General features: G+C 71.6%; 27 protein-coding genes. 2 read left to right on the top strand and 25 right to left on the bottom strand.

Annotated elements, in window-relative coordinates; genetic code table 11:
* Positions 1 to 12: 12 nt before the first annotated feature.
* The 8 genes from JAP66_RS29335 to JAP66_RS29300 all read right to left on the bottom strand — a co-directional run bounded on the left by JAP66_RS29335 (position 13) and on the right by JAP66_RS29300 (position 8,937).
* A complete protein-coding gene (locus JAP66_RS29335; protein ID WP_199435115.1) occupies positions 13 to 594 on the bottom strand; it encodes a carboxymuconolactone decarboxylase family protein in 582 nt (193 codons plus the stop codon).
* Positions 595 to 721: 127 nt separating this feature from the next.
* Complete coding sequence (locus JAP66_RS29330) at positions 722 to 2,527, bottom strand: glycosyl transferase (RefSeq protein WP_372449022.1); 1,806 nt, start codon at positions 2,525 to 2,527, stop codon at positions 722 to 724.
* Positions 2,524 to 3,639, bottom strand: coding sequence for a serpin family protein (locus tag JAP66_RS29325; RefSeq protein ID WP_199435114.1), 1,116 nt, complete (start codon positions 3,637 to 3,639; stop codon positions 2,524 to 2,526). Before JAP66_RS29325 ends, JAP66_RS29330 begins: the two co-directional genes overlap by 4 nt.
* Before the next feature lie 48 nt (positions 3,640 to 3,687).
* Positions 3,688 to 4,971 carry a deoxyguanosinetriphosphate triphosphohydrolase gene (locus tag JAP66_RS29320; RefSeq protein WP_199435113.1) on the bottom strand — a complete coding sequence of 428 codons (1,284 nt, stop codon included), beginning with the start codon at positions 4,969 to 4,971 and terminating at the stop codon, positions 3,688 to 3,690.
* A gap of 20 nt (positions 4,972 to 4,991) precedes the next feature.
* Complete coding sequence (locus tag JAP66_RS29315; RefSeq protein WP_199435112.1) at positions 4,992 to 5,636, bottom strand: YdcF family protein; 645 nt, start codon at positions 5,634 to 5,636, stop codon at positions 4,992 to 4,994.
* Positions 5,637 to 5,638: 2 nt separating this feature from the next.
* Entirely contained in the window at positions 5,639 to 7,027 is a 1,389-nt protein-coding gene (locus JAP66_RS29310) for a glycine--tRNA ligase (protein WP_199435111.1), read from the bottom strand.
* A gap of 90 nt (positions 7,028 to 7,117) precedes the next feature.
* A complete protein-coding gene (locus JAP66_RS29305) occupies positions 7,118 to 7,765 on the bottom strand; it encodes a class F sortase (RefSeq protein ID WP_307849769.1) in 648 nt (215 codons plus the stop codon).
* A 5-nt stretch (positions 7,766 to 7,770) separates the two neighbouring features.
* Positions 7,771 to 8,937: a hypothetical protein gene (locus tag JAP66_RS29300; protein WP_199435110.1), complete on the bottom strand. Its 1,167-nt coding sequence runs from the start codon at positions 8,935 to 8,937 to the stop codon at positions 7,771 to 7,773.
* Between the two features lie 145 nt (positions 8,938 to 9,082).
* Between JAP66_RS29300 and JAP66_RS29295 the strand changes: the two genes are divergently transcribed.
* Both JAP66_RS29295 and JAP66_RS29290 read left to right on the top strand, forming a co-directional pair.
* Positions 9,083 to 9,478 carry an ArsR/SmtB family transcription factor gene (locus tag JAP66_RS29295; protein WP_199435109.1) on the top strand — a complete coding sequence of 132 codons (396 nt, stop codon included), beginning with the start codon at positions 9,083 to 9,085 and terminating at the stop codon, positions 9,476 to 9,478.
* Positions 9,475 to 9,918, top strand: coding sequence for a Fur family transcriptional regulator (locus JAP66_RS29290; protein WP_199435108.1), 444 nt, complete (start codon positions 9,475 to 9,477; stop codon positions 9,916 to 9,918). Before JAP66_RS29295 ends, JAP66_RS29290 begins: the two co-directional genes overlap by 4 nt.
* Before the next feature lie 55 nt (positions 9,919 to 9,973).
* Here the strand turns inward: JAP66_RS29290 and JAP66_RS29285 are convergent, their stop codons facing one another.
* The 17 genes from JAP66_RS29285 to hrcA form a co-directional block, all read right to left on the bottom strand.
* Positions 9,974 to 10,696: a TIGR03943 family putative permease subunit gene (locus JAP66_RS29285; RefSeq protein ID WP_199435107.1), complete on the bottom strand. Its 723-nt coding sequence runs from the start codon at positions 10,694 to 10,696 to the stop codon at positions 9,974 to 9,976.
* A complete protein-coding gene (locus JAP66_RS29280; protein ID WP_199435106.1) occupies positions 10,693 to 11,712 on the bottom strand; it encodes a permease in 1,020 nt (339 codons plus the stop codon). The genes JAP66_RS29285 and JAP66_RS29280 overlap by 4 nt, the downstream gene beginning before the upstream one ends.
* Positions 11,713 to 11,776: 64 nt before the next feature.
* Positions 11,777 to 12,193, bottom strand: a complete 417-nt coding sequence (locus JAP66_RS29275; protein WP_199435105.1) for a hypothetical protein — start codon at positions 12,191 to 12,193, stop codon at positions 11,777 to 11,779.
* Positions 12,190 to 13,038, bottom strand: coding sequence for an isoprenyl transferase (locus JAP66_RS29270; RefSeq protein ID WP_199435104.1), 849 nt, complete (start codon positions 13,036 to 13,038; stop codon positions 12,190 to 12,192). The genes JAP66_RS29275 and JAP66_RS29270 overlap by 4 nt, the downstream gene beginning before the upstream one ends.
* Positions 12,983 to 13,834 (bottom strand): DNA repair protein RecO, encoded by an 852-nt coding sequence (gene recO / locus JAP66_RS29265; protein WP_199435103.1) that lies wholly within the window; start codon positions 13,832 to 13,834, stop codon positions 12,983 to 12,985. Before recO ends, JAP66_RS29270 begins: the two co-directional genes overlap by 56 nt.
* A gap of 56 nt (positions 13,835 to 13,890) precedes the next feature.
* Positions 13,891 to 14,361 carry a CD225/dispanin family protein gene (locus JAP66_RS29260; RefSeq protein WP_199435102.1) on the bottom strand — a complete coding sequence of 157 codons (471 nt, stop codon included), beginning with the start codon at positions 14,359 to 14,361 and terminating at the stop codon, positions 13,891 to 13,893.
* A 128-nt stretch (positions 14,362 to 14,489) separates the two neighbouring features.
* Positions 14,490 to 14,954, bottom strand: coding sequence for a DUF2752 domain-containing protein (locus JAP66_RS29255; protein WP_199435101.1), 465 nt, complete (start codon positions 14,952 to 14,954; stop codon positions 14,490 to 14,492).
* Positions 14,954 to 15,355, bottom strand: a complete 402-nt coding sequence (locus tag JAP66_RS31875; protein ID WP_199435100.1) for a CD225/dispanin family protein — start codon at positions 15,353 to 15,355, stop codon at positions 14,954 to 14,956. The genes JAP66_RS29255 and JAP66_RS31875 overlap by 1 nt, the downstream gene beginning before the upstream one ends.
* A gap of 74 nt (positions 15,356 to 15,429) precedes the next feature.
* Entirely contained in the window at positions 15,430 to 16,329 is a 900-nt protein-coding gene (gene era / locus JAP66_RS29245) for a GTPase Era (RefSeq protein ID WP_199435099.1), read from the bottom strand.
* A complete protein-coding gene (locus JAP66_RS29240; protein WP_199435098.1) occupies positions 16,326 to 16,673 on the bottom strand; it encodes a cytidine deaminase-like protein in 348 nt (115 codons plus the stop codon). The genes era and JAP66_RS29240 overlap by 4 nt, the downstream gene beginning before the upstream one ends.
* The gene (locus JAP66_RS29235) at positions 16,666 to 17,997 is read right to left on the bottom strand and encodes a hemolysin family protein (RefSeq protein ID WP_199435097.1); all 1,332 of its coding nucleotides are present in this window, start codon (positions 17,995 to 17,997) and stop codon (positions 16,666 to 16,668) included. The genes JAP66_RS29240 and JAP66_RS29235 overlap by 8 nt, the downstream gene beginning before the upstream one ends.
* A complete protein-coding gene (gene ybeY, locus JAP66_RS29230; RefSeq protein ID WP_199435096.1) occupies positions 17,994 to 18,545 on the bottom strand; it encodes an rRNA maturation RNase YbeY in 552 nt (183 codons plus the stop codon). The genes JAP66_RS29235 and ybeY overlap by 4 nt, the downstream gene beginning before the upstream one ends.
* A gap of 13 nt (positions 18,546 to 18,558) precedes the next feature.
* The gene (locus tag JAP66_RS29225) at positions 18,559 to 19,590 is read right to left on the bottom strand and encodes a PhoH family protein (RefSeq protein ID WP_199435095.1); all 1,032 of its coding nucleotides are present in this window, start codon (positions 19,588 to 19,590) and stop codon (positions 18,559 to 18,561) included.
* Between the two features lie 156 nt (positions 19,591 to 19,746).
* Positions 19,747 to 20,112: a histidine triad nucleotide-binding protein gene (locus JAP66_RS29220; protein ID WP_199435094.1), complete on the bottom strand. Its 366-nt coding sequence runs from the start codon at positions 20,110 to 20,112 to the stop codon at positions 19,747 to 19,749.
* A 317-nt stretch (positions 20,113 to 20,429) separates the two neighbouring features.
* Positions 20,430 to 21,203, bottom strand: a complete 774-nt coding sequence (locus JAP66_RS29215; protein ID WP_199435093.1) for a 16S rRNA (uracil(1498)-N(3))-methyltransferase — start codon at positions 21,201 to 21,203, stop codon at positions 20,430 to 20,432.
* Entirely contained in the window at positions 21,203 to 22,369 is a 1,167-nt protein-coding gene (gene dnaJ, locus JAP66_RS29210; RefSeq protein WP_199435092.1) for a molecular chaperone DnaJ, read from the bottom strand. Before dnaJ ends, JAP66_RS29215 begins: the two co-directional genes overlap by 1 nt.
* 63 nt (positions 22,370 to 22,432) lie before the next feature.
* Positions 22,433 to 23,458 (bottom strand): heat-inducible transcriptional repressor HrcA, encoded by a 1,026-nt coding sequence (gene hrcA / locus JAP66_RS29205; protein WP_199435091.1) that lies wholly within the window; start codon positions 23,456 to 23,458, stop codon positions 22,433 to 22,435.
* Positions 23,459 to 23,518: the final 60 nt, after the last annotated feature.

The raw sequence follows: 23,518 nt of genomic DNA, 5'->3' as shown, positions 1-23,518 counted from the left end.
TCGCGTGGGCACTCACGAGTCGACGTCGGCCGGTACGGGGATCCGGCACGCGTCGCCCGAGGTGAAGCCCTGGTCGGTGATCTCCAGTGCGCTGTTGACCCTGGCCCGCTGGTTCTCCAGCCCGATCAGGTACGTCAGCTCGATCACGCCCCGGCGACCGAACTCCCGCTCCAACTCGGCCACCTGCTCGTCGGTGACACGGACCGGGGTGTCGGTCATCGCGTCGGCGTAGGCGATCGCGAGCCGCTCCTGCCGGCTGAACTTCGGCGATGTCAGGTAGTCGTCGATGCTCGTCAGCCGCTCGATGTCCAGCCCCTCGTGCTTCTGCAGCATCGTGCCGAAGTCGACGCACCATGAGCAGCCCAGCCGTACCGCCGTGCGGTACACGGCAAGCTCGCGGACGCTCACCGGAAGCGTGCGCGCGGCCCGCCCGGTCATGAGCTCGTGCACCGACGCCGCCCGCATCAAACGCGGGTGGTGCGCGAACACGGTGAACGGCTCGGGCACCGCGCCGTAACGGCGCCGTGCGAACCGGTACGCCAGCCGCACGAGCGGACCGGCCTGCTTGGTCGACAGTCCCTTGATGCGTGGCATGAGCCCTCCTCGGTTTCGGTACGTGGTTCACCCCGGAGGACGAGACGGCGACGCGAGATGTGACAGCGGCCGTTTGTGCTGGTCAGACGTCGTGAGTGGCAACCGGCGTTCTCACTCGCGTGGGCACTCACGAGGGGGTGGGCGGCGGGCGCAGGTCCCAGAGGTGGACGCCGCCGATCACCTGCCCGGCCCGGCCCAACAGCAGCTCCACGGTCCGGCGCACAGGGTCCGCGCCGGCGTGCGCGCGGACCACCACCGCGTCCGCGCGCCAGTAGCGCAGGTCCTCGGCGGCGGCCGCCCGGTCCTCCGCGGTGATCTGCGGCACCGTGCCCGACTCGTCCGCCTCCTCGAGCAGCTCCGAGGTGGGCCGCCGCAGCGCCCCGTACCGGCCGCGGCCGTCGGTGCCCGGCCCCACGAAATAGCCCTCCACGAGCGCGAACCCGAAACCGGCCTCGACCTGCCAGTGCAGTGCCTCGGCGTCACCGGTGTCGGGCAGCGGCGCGACCACCAGCGACCCGCCCTGCTCGATGTGATCGCGCCACAGACCGCCGGTGAAGAACGCAGGGGCCACGTCGCGTTCACCGACCCGCAGCTCGGTGGGCGCGATCGGCACGAGCGCGAGCACGAGGGCCCCGAACCACACCACCCGCCAGGTCAGGCGCCACTCCGGGACGTTCCCGCCCAGCCGCAGCGCACGCTCGGTGCCCATCGCCAGCAGGATGCCGATGGCCGGCACGCAACCGAGCGCGAACCGGGACTCGAGCACCGAGTCGAACAGCGGCCGGTCGAACAGCAGCAGCCACGGCCCCGGTATCGAGGTGGCGGTGCCGTCGACCACGAGCAGGACGCCCATCGACAGCCACGCCATCGCGAACATCGCCACCGCGACCGCGCGCGCCGCCGCCACCCGCCACAGCCACACGGTCACGACGACCATCAGGATGACGAGCGGCCAGCCGAAGAACGCGTTCTCCTCGGTGCGGTTCAGCGAGAGGTCCTTCGCCGCCTCCGCGTTGGCGGCGACCGACTCGGTGGCGAACGTGGTGAACGCCGCGGCGTCGTTGCCCACGAAGCCGTGTTCGAGCGTGCTGTAGCTCTGCGGGCCGGAGAACTGCCACCACAGCGGGAACGCCACGAGCACCAGCGCGACCCCCGCCGCCACGCCGAGCCCGATCCCGAGCGGCCGGGCCCGCTCCAGCGTCTCCTCGGGCCTGGACAGCGCGTAGACCCCGGCGAACACGAGCAGCGTGGTCGCCGCGATGAGCAGCGGCTCCTCGCCGAGGAAGACCTGGTACGCCAGCAGCAGTCCGAGGATCACCCCGTTGCGTACCGGCCGCTCGCCGCGGGCCAGCTTGAGCAGCCACAGCACGATGAGCGGGAGGACGAAGAGCACCACGAAGTTCGGGTGCGCGTTGGCGTGGGAGATGATCGGCGGTGCGAAGGCGCAGAACGCACCGCCCACCGCGGAGCCGATCCGGGTGCGCACGATGTGCCGCGACAGCACCCAGTACCACGCCGCCGCCGTCCCGGCGAGGCCCCCGGTCAGCGCGAGCGCCCACGTCACGGTGGGGCCGAACGCCAGCGTGACGGGCGTGAGCGGGACGCCCACCCCGAGCATGACCGTGTTGGACATCAGGTTCACGCCGAGCGGGAAGTTCTGCAGCGTGCTCGACAGCGGGTTCTCCAGGTTGGCGACCGAATGCGCCGTGACCGCGAAGAACCACTCCCACATGTTCTGGTCCTGCACACTGCTCGACAGGTAGCCGCGCTCCAGATCCATCCACAGTGGACGGTAGATCAGGAAGGCGGCCACGGCGAAGCCGAGCAGCGCAGCCGCGTCGGCGACGCCCGGCCACAGCCGCCTGCCCGCGGTGGACGCCGGCTCCCGGGCCGGCTGCGACACCACCGCCCGCAGGGTGCCTGTCGGGCTCACGGCTCGACGACCCGCGCCAGGAAGTAGACGGCGCCGGTATCGGCATGGCGGACCAGCAGCAGGAAGGGCCGGTCCACCTCCACGGTGACGGGCTCGCCCGCCGGCATCGAGACCAGCCGCATCATCACCGCCGTGGCCGCCGCTCCTTCCAGGCCGCTCTCGTCCACCCGCAGCACCGCCTCGTGCAGCACGTCGGACACGACCAGCCGGGGATCGGCGGAGAGGGACCCGAAGTCCGCCTCGCGGGTGAACATGGTCCGCACGCCCAGTGCCTTCAACGTCTCGGTGAGCTCGCTACGCAAGTCCAGCGAGAACTTCGGCACGGACAGGTTCACCTGCGGGTTCTGCCTGCTGGACAGCAGATCCGACAGCAACGCCTCGTCCAGGGTGGACTCGGCGGCGCCGAGCTCGGCATCCGGCAGCAGCACGACGGCCTCGACCCCGCCGACCGCGGGCAGAGCCACGAGCTGCCAGCCGTCGCGCGCGGCGTAGCCGAGCTGCTCCGACTGCCGCATCGTCGGCACCCGCCGGGTGCCCGAGGGGGCGTGGAAGTCGGCCTCCGCGGTGTCCTCCGCCCGGAACGGGTAGGTCCAGCCGACGCGCAGGTAGAGCGCGTTGACGATGCTCGCCACGGTGTCGTCGGCGACGGAGCCGGGTCCGAGGAGCTCGGGGATGAGGTCTTGCGTGGTGCGCGCGACATCGGCGTTGATCCGGGCGCGGGCACCCTCGGGATCGGTGACGAACGGCGCCGCGGCGGCCCGGCCGCCCGGCCAGGCGGCGAGCTCGTCGAGGAACCCCGTGTCGATCGGCAGGGCGTCCCAGGCCCACAGGATGTTCGACACGGCGAGCACCGGTTCGTCCTGCCCGCCGTGCGCGTTCAGCACGGCGGCCTTGCGCAGCAGCTCCGCCTGTTCCTCCAGGCCGTCGACACCCCCGGCGAGCAGCCCGGCCACCTCGCCCGCGGTGTCCCCGCGCGCCGCCCGGGTGACCAGGCCGAGGGCGCTGGCCACCGAGTACGGCGAGTAACACGCGTCGCGGCCGTGCCCCGCGTTCGCCCGGTGCACCGCGAGCGCGAACCGGAGATGAGCCCGTTCGGAGACGCTGCCAGCCATCCCCCGACGCTACCGTGACGCCTCGATCATCACACCATCGAGTAACGCTCAGCCTTGCCGGCCGGCGTGCCACGCGTGCCAGGCGTGCGCCTGCGCGTCGGTCAGCGAGGCGATCTGGTCGACCACCACCCGCAGCCTGGCCGCGTCACCGCCTGCCTCCGCCCAGGCGGGCCGGAAGGCGGGGTCGAGTGCCTCGGGCGCACGCCGGAGCAGCGCCGCGGCCAGCTCCGCGAGCAGCTGCCGCTGGCCCTCCTGCATGGCGAGCCGCCGCCGGTCGCTCATCACGTAGCGCAGCGCCAGTGCCTTGAGCAGCGCGACCTCGGCGGCCACCTGCTCCGGCACCGCAAGTTCCGCGCCGTAGCGGCACAGCGGGCCGTCCCCGTGCACCGCCCGGGTGCCGGTCACCGCCGCACCCGCGAACCGGCCCACCAGCTCACTGGTCAGCCGTTTCAGGGCCACCTGGGCCGCCATCGAGGAGTCCGCTCCTGGCCGGGCCAGCTCGGCGAGCACCGGAAGCCGCAGCAGCTCCCGCGCAGCGTCCTCCAATGTGGACACCGACTTGGTGGAGAAGTGCTTCGCGGCCAGTTCGGCGAGCGCCGCGCGCTCCTCGGTGTCCCGCAGCACGTGCAGCGAGATCCGGCCCGCGAGCACCCCGTCCTCGACGTCGTGCACCGAGTAGGCCACATCGTCGGACCAGTCCATGATCTGCGCCTCCAGGCACGGACGGCGCTGGGGCGCTCCGTCACGCATCCACCGGAACGCGTCGAGATCGTCGGCGTAGGCGCCGAACTTCGCCGATCCCGCCTCGCGGGGCCACGGATACTTCGTGGCCGCGTCGAGGCACGCCCGGGTGAGGTTCAGCCCGAAACTCCGGCCGTCGGAGCCGAGCACCTTCGGCTCCAGCCGGGTGAGGATGCGTAGCGTCTGCGCGTTGCCCTCGAAGCCACCACAGTCCCGCGCGAACTCCTCGAGCGCCTGCTCACCGTTGTGCCCGAACGGCGGATGGCCGATGTCGTGCGCCAGGCCCGCCGTGTCGACCAGGTCGGGATCCGCGCCGAGTTCCTCGGCGATCCCGCGGCCGATCTGCGCCACCTCGAGCGAGTGCGTCAGCCTGGTGCGCGGGACACCGCTCACCTCCGCCCCCTCGCCGGGCCCGACGACCTGCGTCTTGCCTGCGAGCCTGCGCAGCGCGGCGGAGTGCAGCACGCGCGCACGATCCCGGGCGAACGGCGTGCGCCCGTCGGAACGGGCGCCGGGCAGCCCGGCACCCTTCGGCGTTTCGGCCAGCCTGCGCTCGCGGTCGTGCGCGGTGTAGGCGTCGATCGGGGTCATCGCCGCAAGCTTAGGCCGGATCAGCCGAGTCCGGTGCCGCCGATGTCGTCGGCCGGGTTCTTCGACAGCCGGTAGTACAGCAGGGCGCCGGTTTCCCGGAAGATGTACTTGGCCTGCGTCTCCCGCGTCTGCACGATCGGCCCGCTGTGCGTAGGCGAGGTCCAGGCGTCGAGACCGACGTCCCTGGCCATCGTGCCCGCGCGCAGCGAGTGCCACGGGTCGCTGACGATCACAGCCGAGTTCCAGCCGCGGGCCGTCGCCTCCGCCGAGACGGCCCGCAGCGAGCGCAGCGTGTCGCTGCCCTCCGGTACGGCGGTCGTGTCCTCGCGGGGCACGCCGTTGTCGACGAGCCAGCGCACGCCGGCCTCGGCCTCGGTGAACGCGTCCCCGACCCTGCTGCCGCCCGAGGTGATGATGTGCCGCGCGACCCCCTCGTCGTAGAGGTCCTTCGCGTGCGAGAGCCGGGCCTCGAAGATCTTCGACGGCGTGCCGTTGTACTGGGCCGCGCCGAGCACCACGATCGCGTCGGCGTGCATGCGATCGTCGGCGCGGGCCACGTACCAGACCCGGAACGCCGTGCCACCGACCACCAGTGCCACGACGAGCGCCAGGCCGAGCAGGCCGCGGCGCAGCCACGCGGCGGGTCCGATGCCTCCCGGCCGCATGGTCAGCAGCCGACGAGGCGGGTGGCCAGGTACGACTCCAGCTTGTCGATCGCGACGCGCTCCTGCGCCATCGTGTCGCGTTCGCGCACGGTCACCGCGTGGTCGTCGAGCGAGTCGAAGTCGATCGTCACGCAGAACGGCGTGCCGATCTCCTCCTGCCTGCGGTAGCGCTTGCCGATGGAGCCCGCGTCGTCGAAGTCGACGTTCCAGTTCCGGCGCAGCGTCGCCGCGATGTCGCGGGCCTTCGGCGTGAGGTCGGCGTTGCGCGACAACGGCAGCACGGCCACCTTGTACGGCGAGAGCCGGTAGTCGAGCTTGAGCACGGAGCGCTGGTCGACGCCGCCCTTGGCGTTGGGCACCTCGTCCTCGGTGTAGGCGTCGAGCAGGAACGCCATCAGCGGACGGCCGACGCCCGCCGCCGGCTCGATCACGAACGGCCGGTACCGCTGCCCGGATGCCTGGTCGAAGTAGGACAGGTCCACACCGGAATGGTTCGAGTGCGTGGTGAGGTCGAAGTCGGTGCGGTTGGCGATGCCTTCCAGCTCACCCCACTCCTGACCGGAGGAGAACCCGAACCGGTACTCGATGTCGACGGTCCGCTTCGAGTAGTGCGACAGCTTTTCCTTCGGGTGCTCGTAGTGGCGCAGGTTGTCCCGCGCGATGCCGAGGCCGGTGTACCAGTCGGTGCGGAAGTCGATCCAGTACTGGTGCCACTTCTCGTCCTCGCCCGGCTCGACGAAGAACTCCATCTCCATCTGCTCGAACTCGCGGGTGCGGAAGATGAAGTTGCCCGGCGTGATCTCGTTGCGGAACGACTTGCCGATCTGGCCGATGCCGAACGGCGGCTTCTTGCGCGAGGTCGTCTGCACGTTCAGGAAGTTGACGAAGATGCCCTGCGCGGTCTCCGGGCGGAGGTAGTGCAGGCCCTCCTCGGACTCGACCGGGCCGAGATAGGTCTTGAGCAGCCCGTTGAACTCACGCGGCTCGGTGTACTGGCCACGGGTGCCGCAGTTCGGGCACGGCACGTCGGAGAGGTCCCCCTCGGCGACCTCCTTGCCGGTGCGCTCGGCGTAGTCCTCGGCGAGCTGGTCGGCGCGGAAACGGCGGTGGCACGAAAGGCACTCCACCAGCGGGTCGACGAAGGCGTCGACGTGACCGGAGGCCACCCACACCTGGCGCGGCAGGATCACCGACGAGTCGAGGCCGACGACGTCGTCGCGGGTCTGCACCATCGCCTTCCACCACTGGCGCTTGATGTTGTCCTTGAGCTCGACGCCCAGGGGTCCGTAGTCCCACGCCGACCGGGTACCGCCGTAGATCTCCCCGCTCGGGAAGACGAAGCCACGACGCTTGCACAGGCTGACGACGGTCTCAATGGTGTTGGCGGGCACTCCACGCTCCGGGGCATGCGGGATCGGTTATGACAGTGAGCTATCAGCCTATCCGGCCTGCCGCGCCCAGCTCGCGCCGGGATGAGCCGTTCACGGCCGGGCGACGAGCTCCGCGGTGACGATCCGGTTGTCCTCGTAACCGTCGGTGCCGCCGACGTAGTCGCCGCCGCACGTGACGAGCACGAGCCGGTGCGGCCCGTCCTGCCCGAACAGCCGCTCGGCGTGCCCGGCCAGCTCGTCCTTGTGCAGGGTGAGCACGTCGGTGATGCGGTAGACCCAGCGGCCGCCCGCGATGTCCACGACGGTCACCCGCCTGCCCTCGCGGCTGCGCCAGAGCTCGTCGAACGGCCCGGTCCGGTCCGCCCAGTTGACGTGCCCGGACAGCAACGCGGCGCCGTGCTCGGCACCGAGTTTCGCGCCCCACCAGGTCGCCTCGTCGAGCCCGTCGGGGATCGGCAGGGTCCCGTCGGCGGTCAGCTCCCGCCGGACGAGCCGCGCCGTACCGCCCTCGGGCAGGCGCACCGTGCCCGGAGGCTGCGCGGCGGCCGTGGGCGGCGCGGAGGACGCGCGCGACGGTTCGGTGGCGGCGGGCGTCGCCGCGGCGGTGGGCGCCGTGGGCGGCGCGGGGGCCGCGTGCGAAGCAGGCTCGTCGGTGCCGGAGGTCAGCACCAGCACCCCGGCGAGCACCGCGGCCACGGCCAGTGTGCCCAGCCCGCCCGCGACGTAGCGCCGCCGCACGAGAACTACTCCGCGCCGGGGCCGGGCCTGCGGCGCCGGGCGACCAGCACGGCGGCACCGCCGAACAGCACGCCCGCGCCGAGGAGCCCCGCACCCCACGGGGTGGCGGCCTGCCCGGGCCCGTCCCCGGCCGGGATCTTCACCGGCACCGCCGGGCCGGACCGGCCGTCCCCACCCGCCGCGGCGACGAAGTCCTGCGGCAGCGAGCAGCTCACCCCGCCGAGCACGATCCTGGTGACGACATCCTCGACATCCCCGGTGTCCTCGGTGTGCTCGGTGTGCTTGGTCTGCTCGGTCGCCGGGTCCGTCCGGCCGGTGCTCGCGGTGCCGGACTCCTCGCCCGCTCCGGTGGTCTCGCTGGTTTCGGTGGTGCCCGAGGTCTCCGGCGCCGCGGTGTCGTCCGACTTCGCTTCCGGCGACTCCGGGGCATCTGTGACCTTCGTGGGCTTCACGGCCTTCGGCACATGGGTGACGATCTCGACCTGCCAGCCCGCGGCGACGGTCACGTCACCGCTGCGCCACTGTTCCTGGCGCAGCAGGTCGTCGTAGGAGCTGATCCTGCTGATCGTCACGTCGGAGGTGACGCGCTCGCCGGCGGCGGCGTCCGGTACGTCGCGCGGCGGGCCGAGCGGCAGGTCCCGGAGCGTCAGCGGCTCGTTCCCGCTGGGGAGCTTGACGGAGACGAGCTTGCCGCCGTGGCGCACCCACAGCTTCTCGGCCGACGTCGTGCCGGTCAGCGAACCCGGCGCGGGGCACGTGACCTCGCTCTTCGCGCCCTGGAACTCGAGCACGGTCGGGTCGTTCTTCCGCGCGAGATCCCGCAGCGCGTAGTCGGCCCGCGCGACGGCGGTGGGCACGTTGGTGTCCTTCAGCGTGGCGGCGACGTGGTGCTTGCCGAGGCCGATCTCGTAGTAGGGCCCCGCGGCGGCGCGTTCGTCGTCGGTGCCGGGGACCGTCGTCCGGCTCTGCGCGAGCCGCGAGGTGCCCGGGCTGAGCGGGGAGCGCTGCGTCTCACTGATGACCGACCCGCCCTTCTCGCCCACCTTCAGCGCGGCGGCGTTGGCGTAGGCCACCGGGCCGGTCTCCTCGTCCACCGCCTGCTGTTGGGCCGTCGCGGCACCCGGGAGGGCGGCCAGCGCCAGGGTGGCGGCACCGGCGGCCAACTTGGTCACGAAACGTGTCATGGTCCCCTCAGTCTCACCCGGATGGAGCAGTAGCAGCACGGCGGATCATGACGGCCGGGCTCACTGTCACCGGAACACTAGGATGGTAGGGCATCCTCCATCAACGCTTCACGACCAAGGGCTGGAGATCGACATGCCGACGGTGAGTTCCGGCGCGGCTCCGTCCGGACTGCCCGGAGAGGCGGAGCCACACGTGCACTCGCCGGCGCCGGCGCAGTCACCGCCCACGCCACCACCCGCGCCGGGTACCCTCGCCGACGCCGGGGAGCTGCTGCGCGCGCTCGCCGCCCCCGTGCGGATCGCGATCGTGCTGCAGCTGCGGGACGGCGACCGGTGCGTACACGAACTCGTGGACGCCCTCGACGTCGCCCAGCCGCTGATCAGCCAGCACCTGCGGGTGCTCAAGGCGGCCGGCGTCGTGCACGGCGAGCGGCGCGGCCGGGAGGTGGCCTACCGTCTGGTGGACGACCACCTGGCCCATATCGTCGTCGACGCCGTCGCACACGTGCAGGAGGAGGCGCACGGATGAGCACAACGGAGACCCGCGGCCGGGCGCCCATGCCGGGCCGTCGCGCGACCAGGCAGCGCGCCGCGGTGGTGGAGCTGCTGGGCGAGGTCGACGACTTCCGCTCGGCGCAGGACCTGCACGACGAGCTGCGCAAGCGTGGCGAGGGCGTCGGCCTGACCACCGTGTACCGCACGCTGCAGTCACTGGCCGAGGCAGGGGAGATCGACGTCCTGCGCACGGGCTCGGGCGAGGCCGTCTACCGCCGCTGCTCCTCGCATCATCACCACCATCTCGTGTGCCGGCACTGCGGCCACACGGTCGAGATCGAGGGGCCTGCCGTCGAACGGTGGGCCGAGAAGATCGCGACCGGCAACGGCTTCTCCGACATCAGCCACACCGTGGAGATCGTCGGCACCTGCGCCGACTGCGCACGCGCCAAGAGCCCTGGTCACCGCTCGTGAGTGCGCAGGCGAGTTCTAACTCGCGCAGGCACTCACGAGGCTTCGGTTCGGGACGTCAGTACTCGTAGGGGTCCGGCGGCGCCGGGGTCTCCCGAAGGGTCGTGACCGCCAGTTCCGGCGCGTGGCCGGGGCGCCGCTGCTGCGGCCCCGGCACGTACTGGCCGGTCACCTCGATCCACGTGTCGACGGGCAGCTCCGCCGCCCGCGGCTCGCCGGTCAGACGCACCGTCACCGGGAACGCGTCCGCCGCGCAGCAGCTGATCACCATCCGGGCCAGCAGCACGTCCCGGCCGTCGCGCACGACGAACCCGGTCATCGACACGGTCCTGCCGTTGAGCGTGCCCGCCGCGTCCCAGCCCGCCCTGGTGACGAACTGCGACACGGCCAGCGGCACCACCTCGCCCGGCGGCAGCGGCGGGAAGGAAGCGCCGCGGGTGACCTCCGGCGCCCTGGCCTCGTTGCGGGCCACCGAGTCGGCACCAAGCGCGGGTGGTGCCACCAGGAACACCGCGAGCACGGGGACCATCAGCAGCCACGCCGAGCGCGCCGGATGGTCGTGGCAGTCGTCCCCGGGCACTCCGGCGGGCTCGGCACGCCGGGCCGCCAGCACGTCGCGCACGACGGCGATCCCGCCGAGCAGCACCATCGCCGCCCCGCCCGCGATGACCCACGGCTGCTGCGACGGCTTGACGTAGCGCAGGTAGTCGCCGTTCAGCGCGATCTTGAGCAGTGCCCCGCCGAGCAGGATGAGCAGGATGTTCTGCGTCTCTCGCCTCATCGCACACCGCCGAGGAACACCAGCCCGGCCAGCACGCCACAGCCGATCGCGACGACGAAGGTCACCGGGGCGAACCGGAACGCGAACGCCCGGCCGAACGTGCCGGCCTGCAGCGCGAAGAGCTTCGCGTCGATGGCCGGCCCGACGACGAGGAACACCAGCCTCGGCAGCAGCGGCAGGGCGGACAGCGATGCCGCGACGAAGGCGTCCGCCTCGCTGCACAGGGAGAGCACCACGGCGAGCACCGCCATGACGAGGATGCCGAGCACGATCTGATCGGACAGCACGCCGAACCACTCCCCGGGCACCAGCACCCCGAGAGCCGCGGAGACCAGCGCGCCGAGCACCAGGAACCCGCCCGCGTCCACCAGGTCGGCGCGCGCGGTTTCGGCGAAGGTGGACCACCGGTCACGGCCGCTGGTCTCCGGAAGCCTTCGGCGGGCACGCTCGGCGATCCACTCCAGCTTGCCCCAGCGAATCCACAGCCAGCCCATCACCATCGATGTCGCGAGCGATCCGGCGAGCCGCGCCAGCACCATACCGGGCTCACCGGGGAACGCGACCGCCGTGGCGACCAGCACGACCGGGTTCACCGCGGGCGCGGCGAGCAGGAAAGTCAGCGCGGCGGCCGGGGCCACCCCCTGGCCCATCAGCCTGCGGGCGACCGGTACCGAGGCGCACTCGCAGCCCGGCAGCGCGACACCCGACAACCCGGCGACGCCGACGGCGGCGGCCTGCCTGCGAGGCAGCAGCCGCTCCAGCGCGCGGGCGGGCACGAACGCCGCGATGGCACCGCTGACGAGCACACCCAGCACCAGAAAGGGCAGTGCCTGCACGCAGACCGCCACGAAAACGGTCGAGGCGGTGCTGAGCGCGGGCACGTCGAACACCGACCGCAGCCAGGACTGGCCGAGCAGCGCCACGACCAGGATCGCGCACAGCACCTCGATCGACGTGATCCGGCGGCGGGCGCGTGGCTGCGCCGAACCGAGCTCACTGTCGGAAACGGTTGCCATTAGCCAGATGATGCCATGCGCGCGGGTCGTGAGTGGCCAGCGGTGTTCTAACTCGGGTGGGCACTCACGAGTCGGCGCCGAGCAGGTCGGTCCGAACCTGGGACGCGGTGGAGACCACCAGCATCAGCAGGGTGCCGAGCGGGGCGTCGCCGAGGCCCTGCGCCGGGAACGCGTACCGCAGCGTCAGGTCCATCCCGCGCTCGGTGTGCACCACGCCGAGCGTGCCGAACAGGCCCTGGCCCGCGCGCTCCGCCACCGAGGCGGCGACCGTCTTGTCGTCGGGCAGGTCCCAGGCCACCACGCAGGTCAGGCTCAGCACGTTCAGCCCCTCGGCCAGGCGCGTCGCCTGGATCACGCACGGCACGTCGGCGTGCGAGAACGTCAGCGCGCCGTCGTCGTCGACGTGCACCTCGAGATAGCGTTCGAGCGACTCGCGCGCCGCGGTGAGCAAGGCGGCGGTGTCAGCGGCTTCCGAGGTCATGACGAACCCTTCGTCGCGGCGGCGGTATCGGTTCCGGTGCCTGTTCTGTCGACCGCCGCACCGAAGCGGCGATCGCGCCGCGCGTACTCCAGGCAGGCGTCCCACAGCTTCGTGCGGTCGAAGTCGGGAAAGAGGGTGTCCTGGAAGACGAACTCCGCGTACGCGGACTGCCACAGCATGAAGTTCGACGTGCGCAGCTCGCCCGAGGGCCGCAGGAACAGGTCCACGTCCGGCATCTCGGGCTGGTACAGGTACTTCGCGATGGTGCGCTCGTCGACCTTGTCCGGGTCGATCCGGCCCTCGGCGGCGAGCCTGGCGATCTGGCGCACCGCGTCACCGACCTCCGCGCGGCCACCGTAGTTGACGCACATCGTCATGTTGAGCTTCGTGTTGTGCCTCGTCTTCTCCTCCGCCGCCTGCAGCTCCTTGATGACGCTGCGCCAAAGCCGCGGCCGGCGGCCTGCCCAGCGGATGCGCACGCCGATCGAGCCAAGGTAGTCGACCTGCCTGCGGATCGTGTCGCGGTTGAACCCCATCAGGAAGCGCACTTCGTCGGGGCTGCGCTTCCAGTTCTCGGTGGAGAAGGCGTACACCGAGAGCCACTTCACGCCCAGCTCGACGGCCCCGCTGGCGACGTCGATCATCACGGCCTCGCCGCGCTTGTGCCCCTCGATCCGGGGCAGCCCGCGCTGGTTCGCCCAACGGCCGTTGCCGTCCATCACGAGCGCGACGTGCTGCGGCACCAGCTCCGGCGGGATCTGCGGCGGGCGGGCGCCGGAAGGGTGCGGGTCAGGTGGCCGTGGCGCCACCTGTGACGCCGCGGTCTCGCGTCCCCTCCGTCGCACCTGGCACCTCCGTACTGCCGGATATCGCATCCGACCCTAACCTGCCCGCGATCGGGGACTCACGGGCACGGCGCTCCACGAACGGCAGCGACCGCAGCTGCCGCTCCAGGTGCCACTGCAGGTGCGCGGCCACCAGGCCGCTGACGTCCCTGCGCACCCCGACGGTGCTCGCCTCGGCCACCGACCAGTCCCCGTGCAGCAGCGCTTCGAGCAACAGGAACACCTCGGGCGCCGGGTGCACCGACCCGGCGGCACGGCAGCGTGAGCACAGTGAGCCACCCGCCTGGACGCTGAAGGCGCGGTGCGGCCCCGGCTCGCCGCAGCGGGCGCATTCGGTGATGGCCGGCGCCCAGCCCGCGAAGGCCATCGCGCGCAGGAAGAACGCGTCGAGCACCAGCGAGGCGTCCCGCTGCCCCCCGGCCAGCGCCCGCAGCGCGCCGGTGACCAGCAGGTACAGCCGCAGCGCAGGCTCGCCCTCGTTGACGGTGAGCCGGTCGGCCGTCTCGGTGATGGCGCTGGCCGCGGTGTAGCGCTGGTAGTCGCCCACGATCGGCAGCGCGAACGCGTCGACCGTCTCGACCTGGGTGATCACGTCGAGCGTGCGGCCGGTGTAGAACTGCGCGTCGACGTGCCCGAACGGCTCCAGCCGGGCGCCGAACCGGGAGGTGGTCCGGCGCACGCCCTTGGCGACGGCACGCACCTTCCCGTGCCGTCGCGTGAGCAGGGTGATGATGCGGTCGGCCTCACCGAGCTTGTGCACCCGCAGCACCACGCCGATGTCCCGGTACAGACTCACCGGGACATGATGTCACCACCGGCCGACAGTGGCCGTGAGTCCCGTTCGCGGCGGCGTCAGTAGTTGTTGATGGAGTCGATCGCCTCACCGGTGGCGGCGATCGCGACAATGATCATGATGATCGCGATCAGCCAGCCGATACCGCCGATCACGGTCGCGATCATGCACAGTGTCTTCGTCTGCTTCGACGCCTCCTGCGCGGCCGCGAAGTTGCCCTGCATCTTGTAGGTGCCGACCTCGTTCGACTTCATGATCGCGAAGATGGCGAGGACCCAGAACAGGAAGATGCAGCCGATCGCCCAGCCCTTGTAGTCAGGGATGTCCTGGCCGCCGGGCTGCCCGCCCATGCCCGGCGCACCGTAGCCGGGCTGGCCGTAGGGCTGCTGGCCGTAGGGCGCCTGCGGCTGCTGACCGTACGGCGCGGCCGGCATCCCGCCCGACGGCGGGCCGTACGCCTGCTGCTGGCCGTACTGCGGTGGCTGCTGGCCGTAGGGCTGCTGCGGCGGCTGCCCGTACGGGTTGGTCATGGGGCCCTCCCCTAGCTCGTCATGCCTCGATCGCCGTGGCGCGACGCCGCGGCTGCGCGGGGAGCGTACCTGCCGCTCGTACCGGCTGTCTCAGGAAGTCGCCGTTGCGGCCGAAGTGTCCCCCGGTGTCACACGTAGAGGGCGGTGAACGGCGCGAAAGGGAGGTTGCGGACCACGAACCACACCGCGAGCACCACACCGGCGACGGCCGGCGTCCACCGCCAGTGCAGCCAGCTGCGGACCCACCGCCCGCGCCACCGGCCGGTGGTCCACGCGGCGAAACTCCAGGCGAGCAGCCCGAGCACGACGACGGTCACGGCGTTGTACCGCAGGGCTGCGGGAAGGTCGCCGTGCAGGAGGCTGTAGAGCATCCGCAGCGCGCCGCAGCCGGGACAGTCGATGCCGAAGAAAGCCTTCGTCGGGCACACCGGCAGCGGGCCGCCGGGCGTGGTCGGGTCGCCCCACAGCACGATCGCAGCCGCCGCCGCGCCCGCCGCCACGACCGCGAGCGGCGGGCCGAGCGCCCTGGCCCGCGCCCGCGGGCCGCGCGCGGGCGCTCCCGAGTAGACGGTCTCGGCGCTCACCCCGAGCATTATCCCGGGGTGATGTCGCTGGCCGCCATCCCGAAGGCGACGAGCATCACGACGATGAAGACGACGTAGAGCAGCACCAGGATGCCGAGGCTCGCCGCCGACCAGATCGCCCACTTCTTCGCCTCGTCGGCCGCCTTCCGCGCCTCGGCGTGCAGGCCCTGCATCCACAGCGTGGACACCTGGTTCGCCTTCACGATCGAGACGATGCCCAGTGGCAGGCAACAGAAGACGGTGGCGAGGATGCCCCACACCAGGTTGTTGTCCGGCGGCGGTCCGTAGTTGGGCGGCGGCCCGTACTGGCCGTACGGTCCGTAGGGGCCGGGCGGCGGCGCCTGCCCGTAGTTGCCCGGGTACTGCGGATACTCGGGATACTGCGGGTACTGGGGATACTGGTCGGACACGGCGCCTCCCGGTCGTTGCTCGTCTTCACACCCACGAGGCGATCGTGCACGTCACCCCAGACCGGAACAGGTTCTCAGAAGCCCAGCCGCCGGAGCTGCTTGGGGTCGCGCTGCCAGTCCTTGGCAACCTTCACGTGCAGGTCGAGATAGACCTTGGTGCCGAGCAACGCCTCGATGTGCCTGCGGGCGGTCGCACCGACCTCCTTCAGCCGCGCCCCCCGGTGCCCGAGGACGATCCCCTTCTGGCTCGGCCGCTCGACGTAGAGAAACGCGTGCACGTCGATCAGGTCGTCGCGCCCGTCGCGGGGCAGCATCTCCTCGATCGTGACCGCGATCGAGTGGGGCAGCTCGTCGCGCACCCCTTCCAGCGCCGACTCCCGGATGAGCTCCGCGATGAGGGTCTGCTCGGGCTCGTCGGTCAGCTCGCCGCCCGGGTAGAGCGGCGGGCCCTCGGGCAGCCGCGCGACGAGCAGGTCGGCGAGCGTGCCGACCTGGTAGTCCTTTTCGGCCGAAACGGGCACGAGATCCGCGAAGTCCATCACGTCCTGCAACGACAGCAGTTGCTTCGCGATCTGCTCGGGCCGCACAAGGTCGGTCTTGGTGACGATGCCGATCACCGGAGTACGGCGGGCGATCCTGGCGAGCTCGGCGGCGATGAACCGGTCACCGGGCCCGATCTTCTCGTCGGCGGGCACGCAGAAGCCGATGACGTCCACTTCGGACCACGTGGAGTGCACCACGTCGTTGAGCCGCTCGCCGAGCAGGGTGCGCGGCCGGTGCAGACCGGGGGTGTCGATGATGACGAGCTGCGCGTCCTCGCGGTGCACGATCCCGCGGATCGCGTGCCGGGTCGTCTGCGGCTTGCTCGAGGTGATGGCGATCTTGCTGCCGACCAGCGCGTTCGTGAGAGTGGACTTGCCCGCGTTGGGCCGCCCGACGAAGCAGGCGAACCCCGATCGATGGCTTTCGGTCACCGAAGGGTCTCCTGGACCTCGCCCGAGGGATCCGCCCGCAGGATCGGCGCCTCGGGCGCGAGGTCGCGCACGGCGTGCACGGAGGCCTCCGCGACCAGCGGCTCCGCGGTGACCACGGCGGCCGCCTCCAGCCCCTCCACCCCGCTGGACACCGCGGCCGCCACCGCGGCCTGCAGGGCGGTCAGCTTCAGCGACGGCAGGTCGACCGTGCCTGCGGCGTAGGTTCGCCCGTCGGTGTCCCGCACGGCCGCGCCCTCCGGCGCCTGGCTACGGGCGCGCGTCGAGCGCGCCAGGATCACGATCTTCTCGTCCTCGGGATCCAGCTCGGGCCCGCTCTCAGGCATGCTCCACACTCCTGTCCTGCTCGTCGTTGCCCACCGGCAGCCTGCGGCCGGCGATCCGGTCGTCGACCGCCCGCACGACGACCGTGGTGATCCGCATCCTGCCGCGCCGGTCCTTGCCGCCCTCGGCGTGCAGCCGCAGGCCGGCGATCTCGGCCTCGGCGCCCGGCAGCGGCACCCGGCCGAGCCGCTGCGCGAGCAGCCCGCTGACGGTCTCGACGTCGTAGTCCGAGAGGTCGAGGGCGAACAGCTCGCCAAGGTCGTCGACCGCCAGTCTCGCCGACACGCGGACGGCGTTGTCGTCCAGGTACTCCACCGGCGGCCGCTCACCGGTGTCGGACTCGTCGGTGATCTCGCCGACGATCTCCTCCAGGATGTCCTCGATGGTGACCAGGCCGGCGGTGCCACCGTACTCGTCGACCGCGATCGCCAGGTGGCTGCGCGACACCTGCATCTCCTTGAGCAGCTCGTCGAGCCGCTTGGAGTCGGGCACGAAGCTCGCCGGGTTCATCAGCTCGCCCACCTCGCGGGCGTTGCCGCCCTCGGCCATCGACGCCTGGACGAGATCCTTGAGGTGGACCACGCCCACGACGTCGTCCACCGACTCACCGATCACCGGCAGCCGGGTGAAGCCGGTCCGCAACGACAGCGCGAGCGCCTGGCGCACGGTCTTGTTCTGCTCGATCCAGATGATCTCCGTGCGGGGCACCATGACCTCGCGGGCCACCGTGTCGCCGAGCTCGAACACCGAGTGGATCATCTCGCGCTCAGAGTCCTCCACGACGCCGCGCTCCCTCGCGAGGTCCACCAGCTCCCTCAGCTCGGCCTCGGTGGTGAACGGGCCCTCGCGAAACCCCTTGCCCGGTGTGATGGCGTTGCCGAGGACGATGAGGAGCCTGCTCAGCGGGCCCAGCACGGAGCCGAGCACGCGCACCGGCCCCGCCACGATCAGCCCGACGCGGTCGGGATGCTGCCTGCCGATGGTGCGCGGGCCGACGCCGACGAGGACGTAGCTGATCACAACCATCGCCAGGCCCGCGGTCACGACGGCGAGCCACACCGGCTCGATCCTGCGCAGGCTGACGACCGTGACCAGCACGGTCGAGGTGAGCTCGCAGCCCATGCGCAGCAGCAGGAGCAGGTTGATATGCCGCCTGCGCTCGCGCAGGACGGCGGTGAGCTGACGCGCCCCGAGCCGGCTCAGCCGCACCAGGCCCTCGGCCCGGACCTGCGACATCGTGCTGATGGCCGCGTCCGCCGCCGCGAACACACCGCCGAGCAGGACGAGCAGTGCGGCGATGACGAGCAGGACCGCGGAACTGGTCACGACGACTCCGGCTCTGGCCCTCCGTTGAGACCCGCCGCCCCGAGCAGCCGGTCGTCGGCAGTGCGCCGGGCGTCCCGGCGCTCGGCGGCGGCCCTTGCCGCCTGGAAGTCGGCGAGGATGCGCTTCTGCAGGCTGAACATCTCACGTTCCTCGGCCGGCTCGGCGTGGTCGTAGCCGAGCAGGTGCAGCACGCCGTGCACGGTCAGCAGGTGCAACTCGTCGCCGAGCGAATGGCCGGCCGCGTGGGCCTGGTCCTTCGCGAACGCCGGGCACAGCACGATGTCACCGAGCAGCGCCGGCGACGCCTCCGCGGCGTCGGGCCTGCGGGTGGCCTCCAGCTCGTCCATCGGGAACGCCATGACGTCCGTCGGCCCCGGCAGGTCCATCCAGCGCTCGTGCAGGTCCTCCATCACTTCGAGGGTCACGAGCAGCACGGACAGCTCGGCGAGGGGGCTGACCTCCATCTTGTCCAGCGCGAACCGGGCCGCGGAGACGATCGACTCCTCCTCCACCCTCGCGCCGGACTCGTTCGCGATCTCGATGCTCATCGACGTTCCTCGCTCATCGGTCGCCGGCGGCCTTCCCGCTGTTGGGGGCGTCCTGGGTCGCGTGCCACTTCTCGTAGGCGTCCACGATGTCGCCGACGAGCCGGTGCCGCACCACGTCGTGGCTGGTGAGGCTGGAGAAGAACAGGTCGTCGACGCCCTCCAGGATCTCCCGCACGATCCGCAGCCCGCTGCGCTGCCCGCTCGGCAGGTCCACCTGCGTGATGTCGCCCGTGACCACGACCTTGGAGCCGAAGCCGAGCCGCGTGAGGAACATCTTCATCTGCTCGGGCGTGGTGTTCTGCGCCTCGTCCAGAATGATGAACGCGTCGTTCAGCGTGCGGCCGCGCATGTAGGCCAGCGGCGCGATCTCGATCGTGCCCGCCTGCATGAGCCGCGGGATCGACTCGGGATCGACCATGTCGTGCAGCGCGTCGTACAGCGGCCGGAGGTACGGATCGATCTTCTCGTTGAGCGTGCCCGGCAGGTAGCCGAGCCGCTCGCCCGCCTCGACGGCGGGCCGGGTGAGGACGATCCGCGTCACCTGCTTGGCCTGCAACGCCTGCACGGCCTTGGCCATCGCCAGGTACGTCTTGCCGGTACCGGCGGGGCCGATGCCGAACACGACGGTGTGCTTGTCGATCGCGTCGACATAACGCTTCTGGTTGAGCGTCTTCGGCCGGATCGTGCGGCCACGGCGGGACAGGATGTCCATGCTCAGCACGTCGGCGGGCGACTCCGAGCTGCCGGCCGAGAGCATCGCCACGGTGCGCCGGACGGCGTCCGGCCCCATCTGCTGGCCACGCCCGGCCAGGAGCACGAGCTCCGCGAAGACGCGCTCGGCGAAGGCGACATCGGCCGGTGCACCCGTGAGGGTGACCTCGTTGCCGCGGACGTGCACGTCGGCGTCGAGCAGATCCTCCGCGACCCGGAGGTTCTCGTCCCGGGAGCCGAGCAGGACAAGTGCGGCGGCGTCGGGAATGGGGAATTTCGACTGGGCTGCCTGCGAGGCGGCCTCTGTGGGTTGCTGCGGGGCGGTTCCGGCCACGTGCCCTCGGGCCTGCTTTCTGCGCGGCTGCGCTGGTCGATGCTGGTCGATGCTGGTCGATGCTGGTCGATGCTGGTCGGTACTGGTCATTCTCGCCACGTCGATGCTAACGGCATCGACGCCGTAGGGCAGGTAGATTACCCCGCCCAGGGCCGTTCAGGCCCCGTCGGTATAACGCCCGAAAAAGCCGAGCTGTTCCCCGCCGAGCACGTGCGCGTGGACATGGAACACGGTCTGGCCTGCGTCGTCACCGGTGTTGAAGACGATGCGGTAGCCGCTCTCGGTGAGACCCTCCAGCCTGGCCACCTCCTCGGCGGTGGTGACGACGTCGGCGAGCAGCTGCGGATCGGCGGCGGCGAGTTCGGCCACCGTGCGGTACCGGGTCTTGGGCACCACGAGCACGTGCGTGCTCGCCTGCGGCCGGACATCCCGGAACGCCAGCGTGGTCTCGGTCTCGTGCACGACCTCGGCCGGGATCTCCCTGGCGATGATTCGTTCGAACAGCGTGTCCGCGTCGCTCATGCGCAGACCCTATCGAGGGTGGCCACGCGGGCGGCAAGGGCGCTGCGAAGTGGCACAGGCGCCTGAGGGAGGTGGCCCGGTCACCGACTAGGCGCCGCGGGGCGGTGAAGCCTGGGGGTCGCTCCACCGCCTCCGCGGCTCCGCCGGACCGAGGGGGGAGGTGTCCGGCGGGTCGTCGGCGCGCCGAGCGCGCCGAAACCGGGGGAAGTCGATCGTTAACGAGCGTAACGGTTGTTCCTGGCGTCACGCCAGCAGTGGCATGGAAATACGTCCAAACAGCCGCGACGGTCGAACTGACGGCACCCGTTCGGGCTACATCAGCCGCGCCAGCGGCTGGTGAGCGCGCCAAGGGCGCCGAGGGCGACCGCGCCCGCCGTCGAGGTGCGCAGCACCGTCGGGCCGAGCCGCACGCCGAGCGCCCCGGCTGCGGCGAACGCCTCCCGCTCACCGGGCGTGATCCCACCCTCCGGACCGACGACCAGCACGAGCTCGCCCTCCGCGGGCAGCTCCGCCTCGGTGAGCCGCCGCGGCGCGTCGGCGTCGAGCACGAGGCCGCACGCGGCGCCGGAGAGCACCGCGACCAGCTCCTTCGTGCCGACCGGATCGCCGACCTCGGGAACCCGCCCTCGCCGGGCCTGCTTCGCGGCGGCGCGGGCGGCGGCACGCCACCGCGCGAGCGCCTTGGCCCCGCGCGGGCCTTCGTCCCAGCGGGCGATGCTGCGGGCGGCCCGCCACGGCAGCACAGCGTCCGCTCCGGCCTCGGTGGCGAGCTCGACGGCGAGCTCGCCACGATCGCCCTTGGCCAGCGCCTGCGCGATCGTGACGCGCAGCGCGGGCGGCGGCTCCTGCCACCGCTGCCGCACCCGCAGGTCGAGACGAGGGTGGCGGCCGGGGTGGACGGCCTCCACCACGCAGCGCGCGACACCTCCGGCACTGTCGGAGAGGGTCAGCTGCTCGCCCGGCCGCGTCCGCCGCACGGTGGCGGCGTGCCGTGCCTCCTCGCCGTCGAGCGACACGTGCTCGCCAGCAGGCAGCTCCGCGACCAGGAAGACCGGCGGTGTGCTGTCGCTACCGTCGGCGCCGTCGGGCACTAGCGGCTCTTGGCGCGCAGCTTCGAGAACAGGCCGCCGCCGTGCTTGTGGCCGTTGCCGGAGAGCGTGGGCGCTTCCTCACCCCGCCGCCGCGCCAGCTCGCGCAGCAGCTCGCTCTGCTCGTCGTCGAGCTTGCTCGGCACGACGACGTCGATGTGCACGTGCAGGTCGCCCCTGCCGTCGACGCGGCCGGACGAGCGCAGCCGCGGCATGCCCTTTCCGGGCAGCACCAGCTCGGTGTTCGGCTGCGTGCCCGGCTCGATGTCGATCTCCTGCTCGCCGTCGATCAGCGTCTCCAGCGGCACCGTCGCGCCCAGCGCGGCGCTGGTCATCGGGATGCGGAAGTTGCAGTGCAGGTCGTGGCCCTCGCGGACGAACACGTCGTGCGGCGCCTCGTCGACCTCCACGTAGAGGTCGCCTGCGGGGCCGCCGCCGGGCCCGACCTCGCCCTGCCCGGACAGCCGGATCCGCATGCCGTCGCCGACGCCCGGCGGGATCTTCGCCACCACGTCCCGCCGGGAGCGCACCCGGCCGTCGCCGCCGCACTGCTGGCAGGGGTCGGTGATGACCTCGCCGAAGCCGCGGCACACCGGGCACGGCCGTGCGGTGACGACCTGGCCGAGGAAGGAACGCTGCACCGACTGGATCTCACCCTGCCCGCCGCAGGTGTCACAGGTCTTGACCGTGGCGCCCTCCGACGTGCCGGCGCCCTGGCACAGGTCGCAGAGGATCGCCGTGTCGACGGTGATCTCCTTGTCGACACCGGTGGCGCACTCCTCCAGCGTGAGGCCGATCCGGATCAGCGCGTCGGAGCCGGGCTGGACCCGGCTGCGCGGGCCGCGCCCACGGCCGCCACCGGTGGCCGCACCGAAGAAGGCGTCCATGATGTCGCCGAGCCCGCCGAAGCCGCCGAACGGGTCACCGCCACCGCCGCCTGCGGCGGCACCGTTCTCCAGCGGGTCGCCGCCGAGGTCGACGATCTTGCGCTTCTGCGGGTCGGACAGGACCTCGTAGGCGGTGGTGACCTCGCTGAATCGGTGCTGGGCGTCCTCGGAGGGGTTGACGTCAGGGTGCAGTTCGCGCGCGAGCCTGCGGTAGGCACGCTTGATCTCCTGGTCCGGCGCGTTCTTCGCCACGCCCAGGATGCCGTAGTAGTCCCTCGCCACCGTCTTGCCGTCCTCCCGTGCCTATTGCGAATCTGCGCTGACAGCCTCGTCCCCCGTCACCGGCTACTTGCCGGCCAGGATCTGGCCCACGTAGTTGGCCACCGCACGCACCGCGGCGATCGTGCTGGGATAGTCCATCCGTGTCGGGCCGACCACGCCCATGCCCCCCAGGAGCATGTCATCCATGCCGTACCCGATGGACACCACCGAGGTGCTGCGCATCTGCTCGTCCTCATTCTCCTCACCGATCCGCACCGCGATCGCACCGGGGTTGCGGGCCGCGGCGAGGAGCTTGAGAACCACGACCTGTTCCTCGAGGGCCTCCAGCACCTGGCGCAGCGAGCCGGGGAAGTCCGCGACGTTGCGGGTGAGGTTCGCCGTCCCCCCGAGCACGAGCCGCTCCTCCGGATGCTCGACGAGCGACTCCACCAGCACGGTACAGACCCTGGTCATCACGTCGCGCAGCTCGGCGGGCGCCTGCTCCGGCATCTCCGCGACCTTCGCGGCGGCCTCGGAGAGCCGGTGCCCGCTCAGCGCGACGTTGAGCATGTCCCGCAGCCGCGCGACGCCCTCGTCCGCTATCACGTCACCGAGGTCGACCGTGCGCTGGTCGACCCGGCCGGTGTCGGTGATCAGCACGAGCATCAGCCGGGCCGCGGTGAGCTGCACCACCTCGACGTGGCGCACGGTGGAGTTGGTGAGCATCGGGTACTGCACGACCGCGACCTGGCGCGTCAGCTGGGCCAGCAGCCGCACCGAGCGCCGTAGCACGTCGTCGAGATCGACCGCGCCCTCCAGGAAACCGCTGATGGCGCGGCGCTCGGCGCCGGAGAGCGGCTTGATCTCGGAGAGCCGGTCGACGAAGAGCCGGTAGCCCTTGTCGGTCGGGATACGTCCCGCGCTGGTGTGCGGTTGTGTGATGTAGCCCTCTTCCTCGAGGGCCGCCATGTCGTTGCGCACGGTCGCGCTGGACACGCCGAGGTTGTGCCGGTCCACGAGCGCCTTCGATCCGATGGGCTCCTGGTTCGACACGTAGTCGGCAACGATGGCCCGCAGGACTTCGAAGCGGCGCTCCTCGGAGCTGGCCACCGGCACCTCCTCTCGTCGCCCTACCGATGCGTAGTTGACGACGAGTTTACGGGTTCGCTG

The sequence above is a fragment of the Qaidamihabitans albus genome, from assembly GCF_016464705.1.
Lineage (GTDB): Bacteria > Actinomycetota > Actinomycetes > Mycobacteriales > Pseudonocardiaceae > Qaidamihabitans > Qaidamihabitans albus.
Note: the sequence above shows the minus strand (reverse complement) of the source record. Positions and strands in the feature narration are given on the sequence as shown.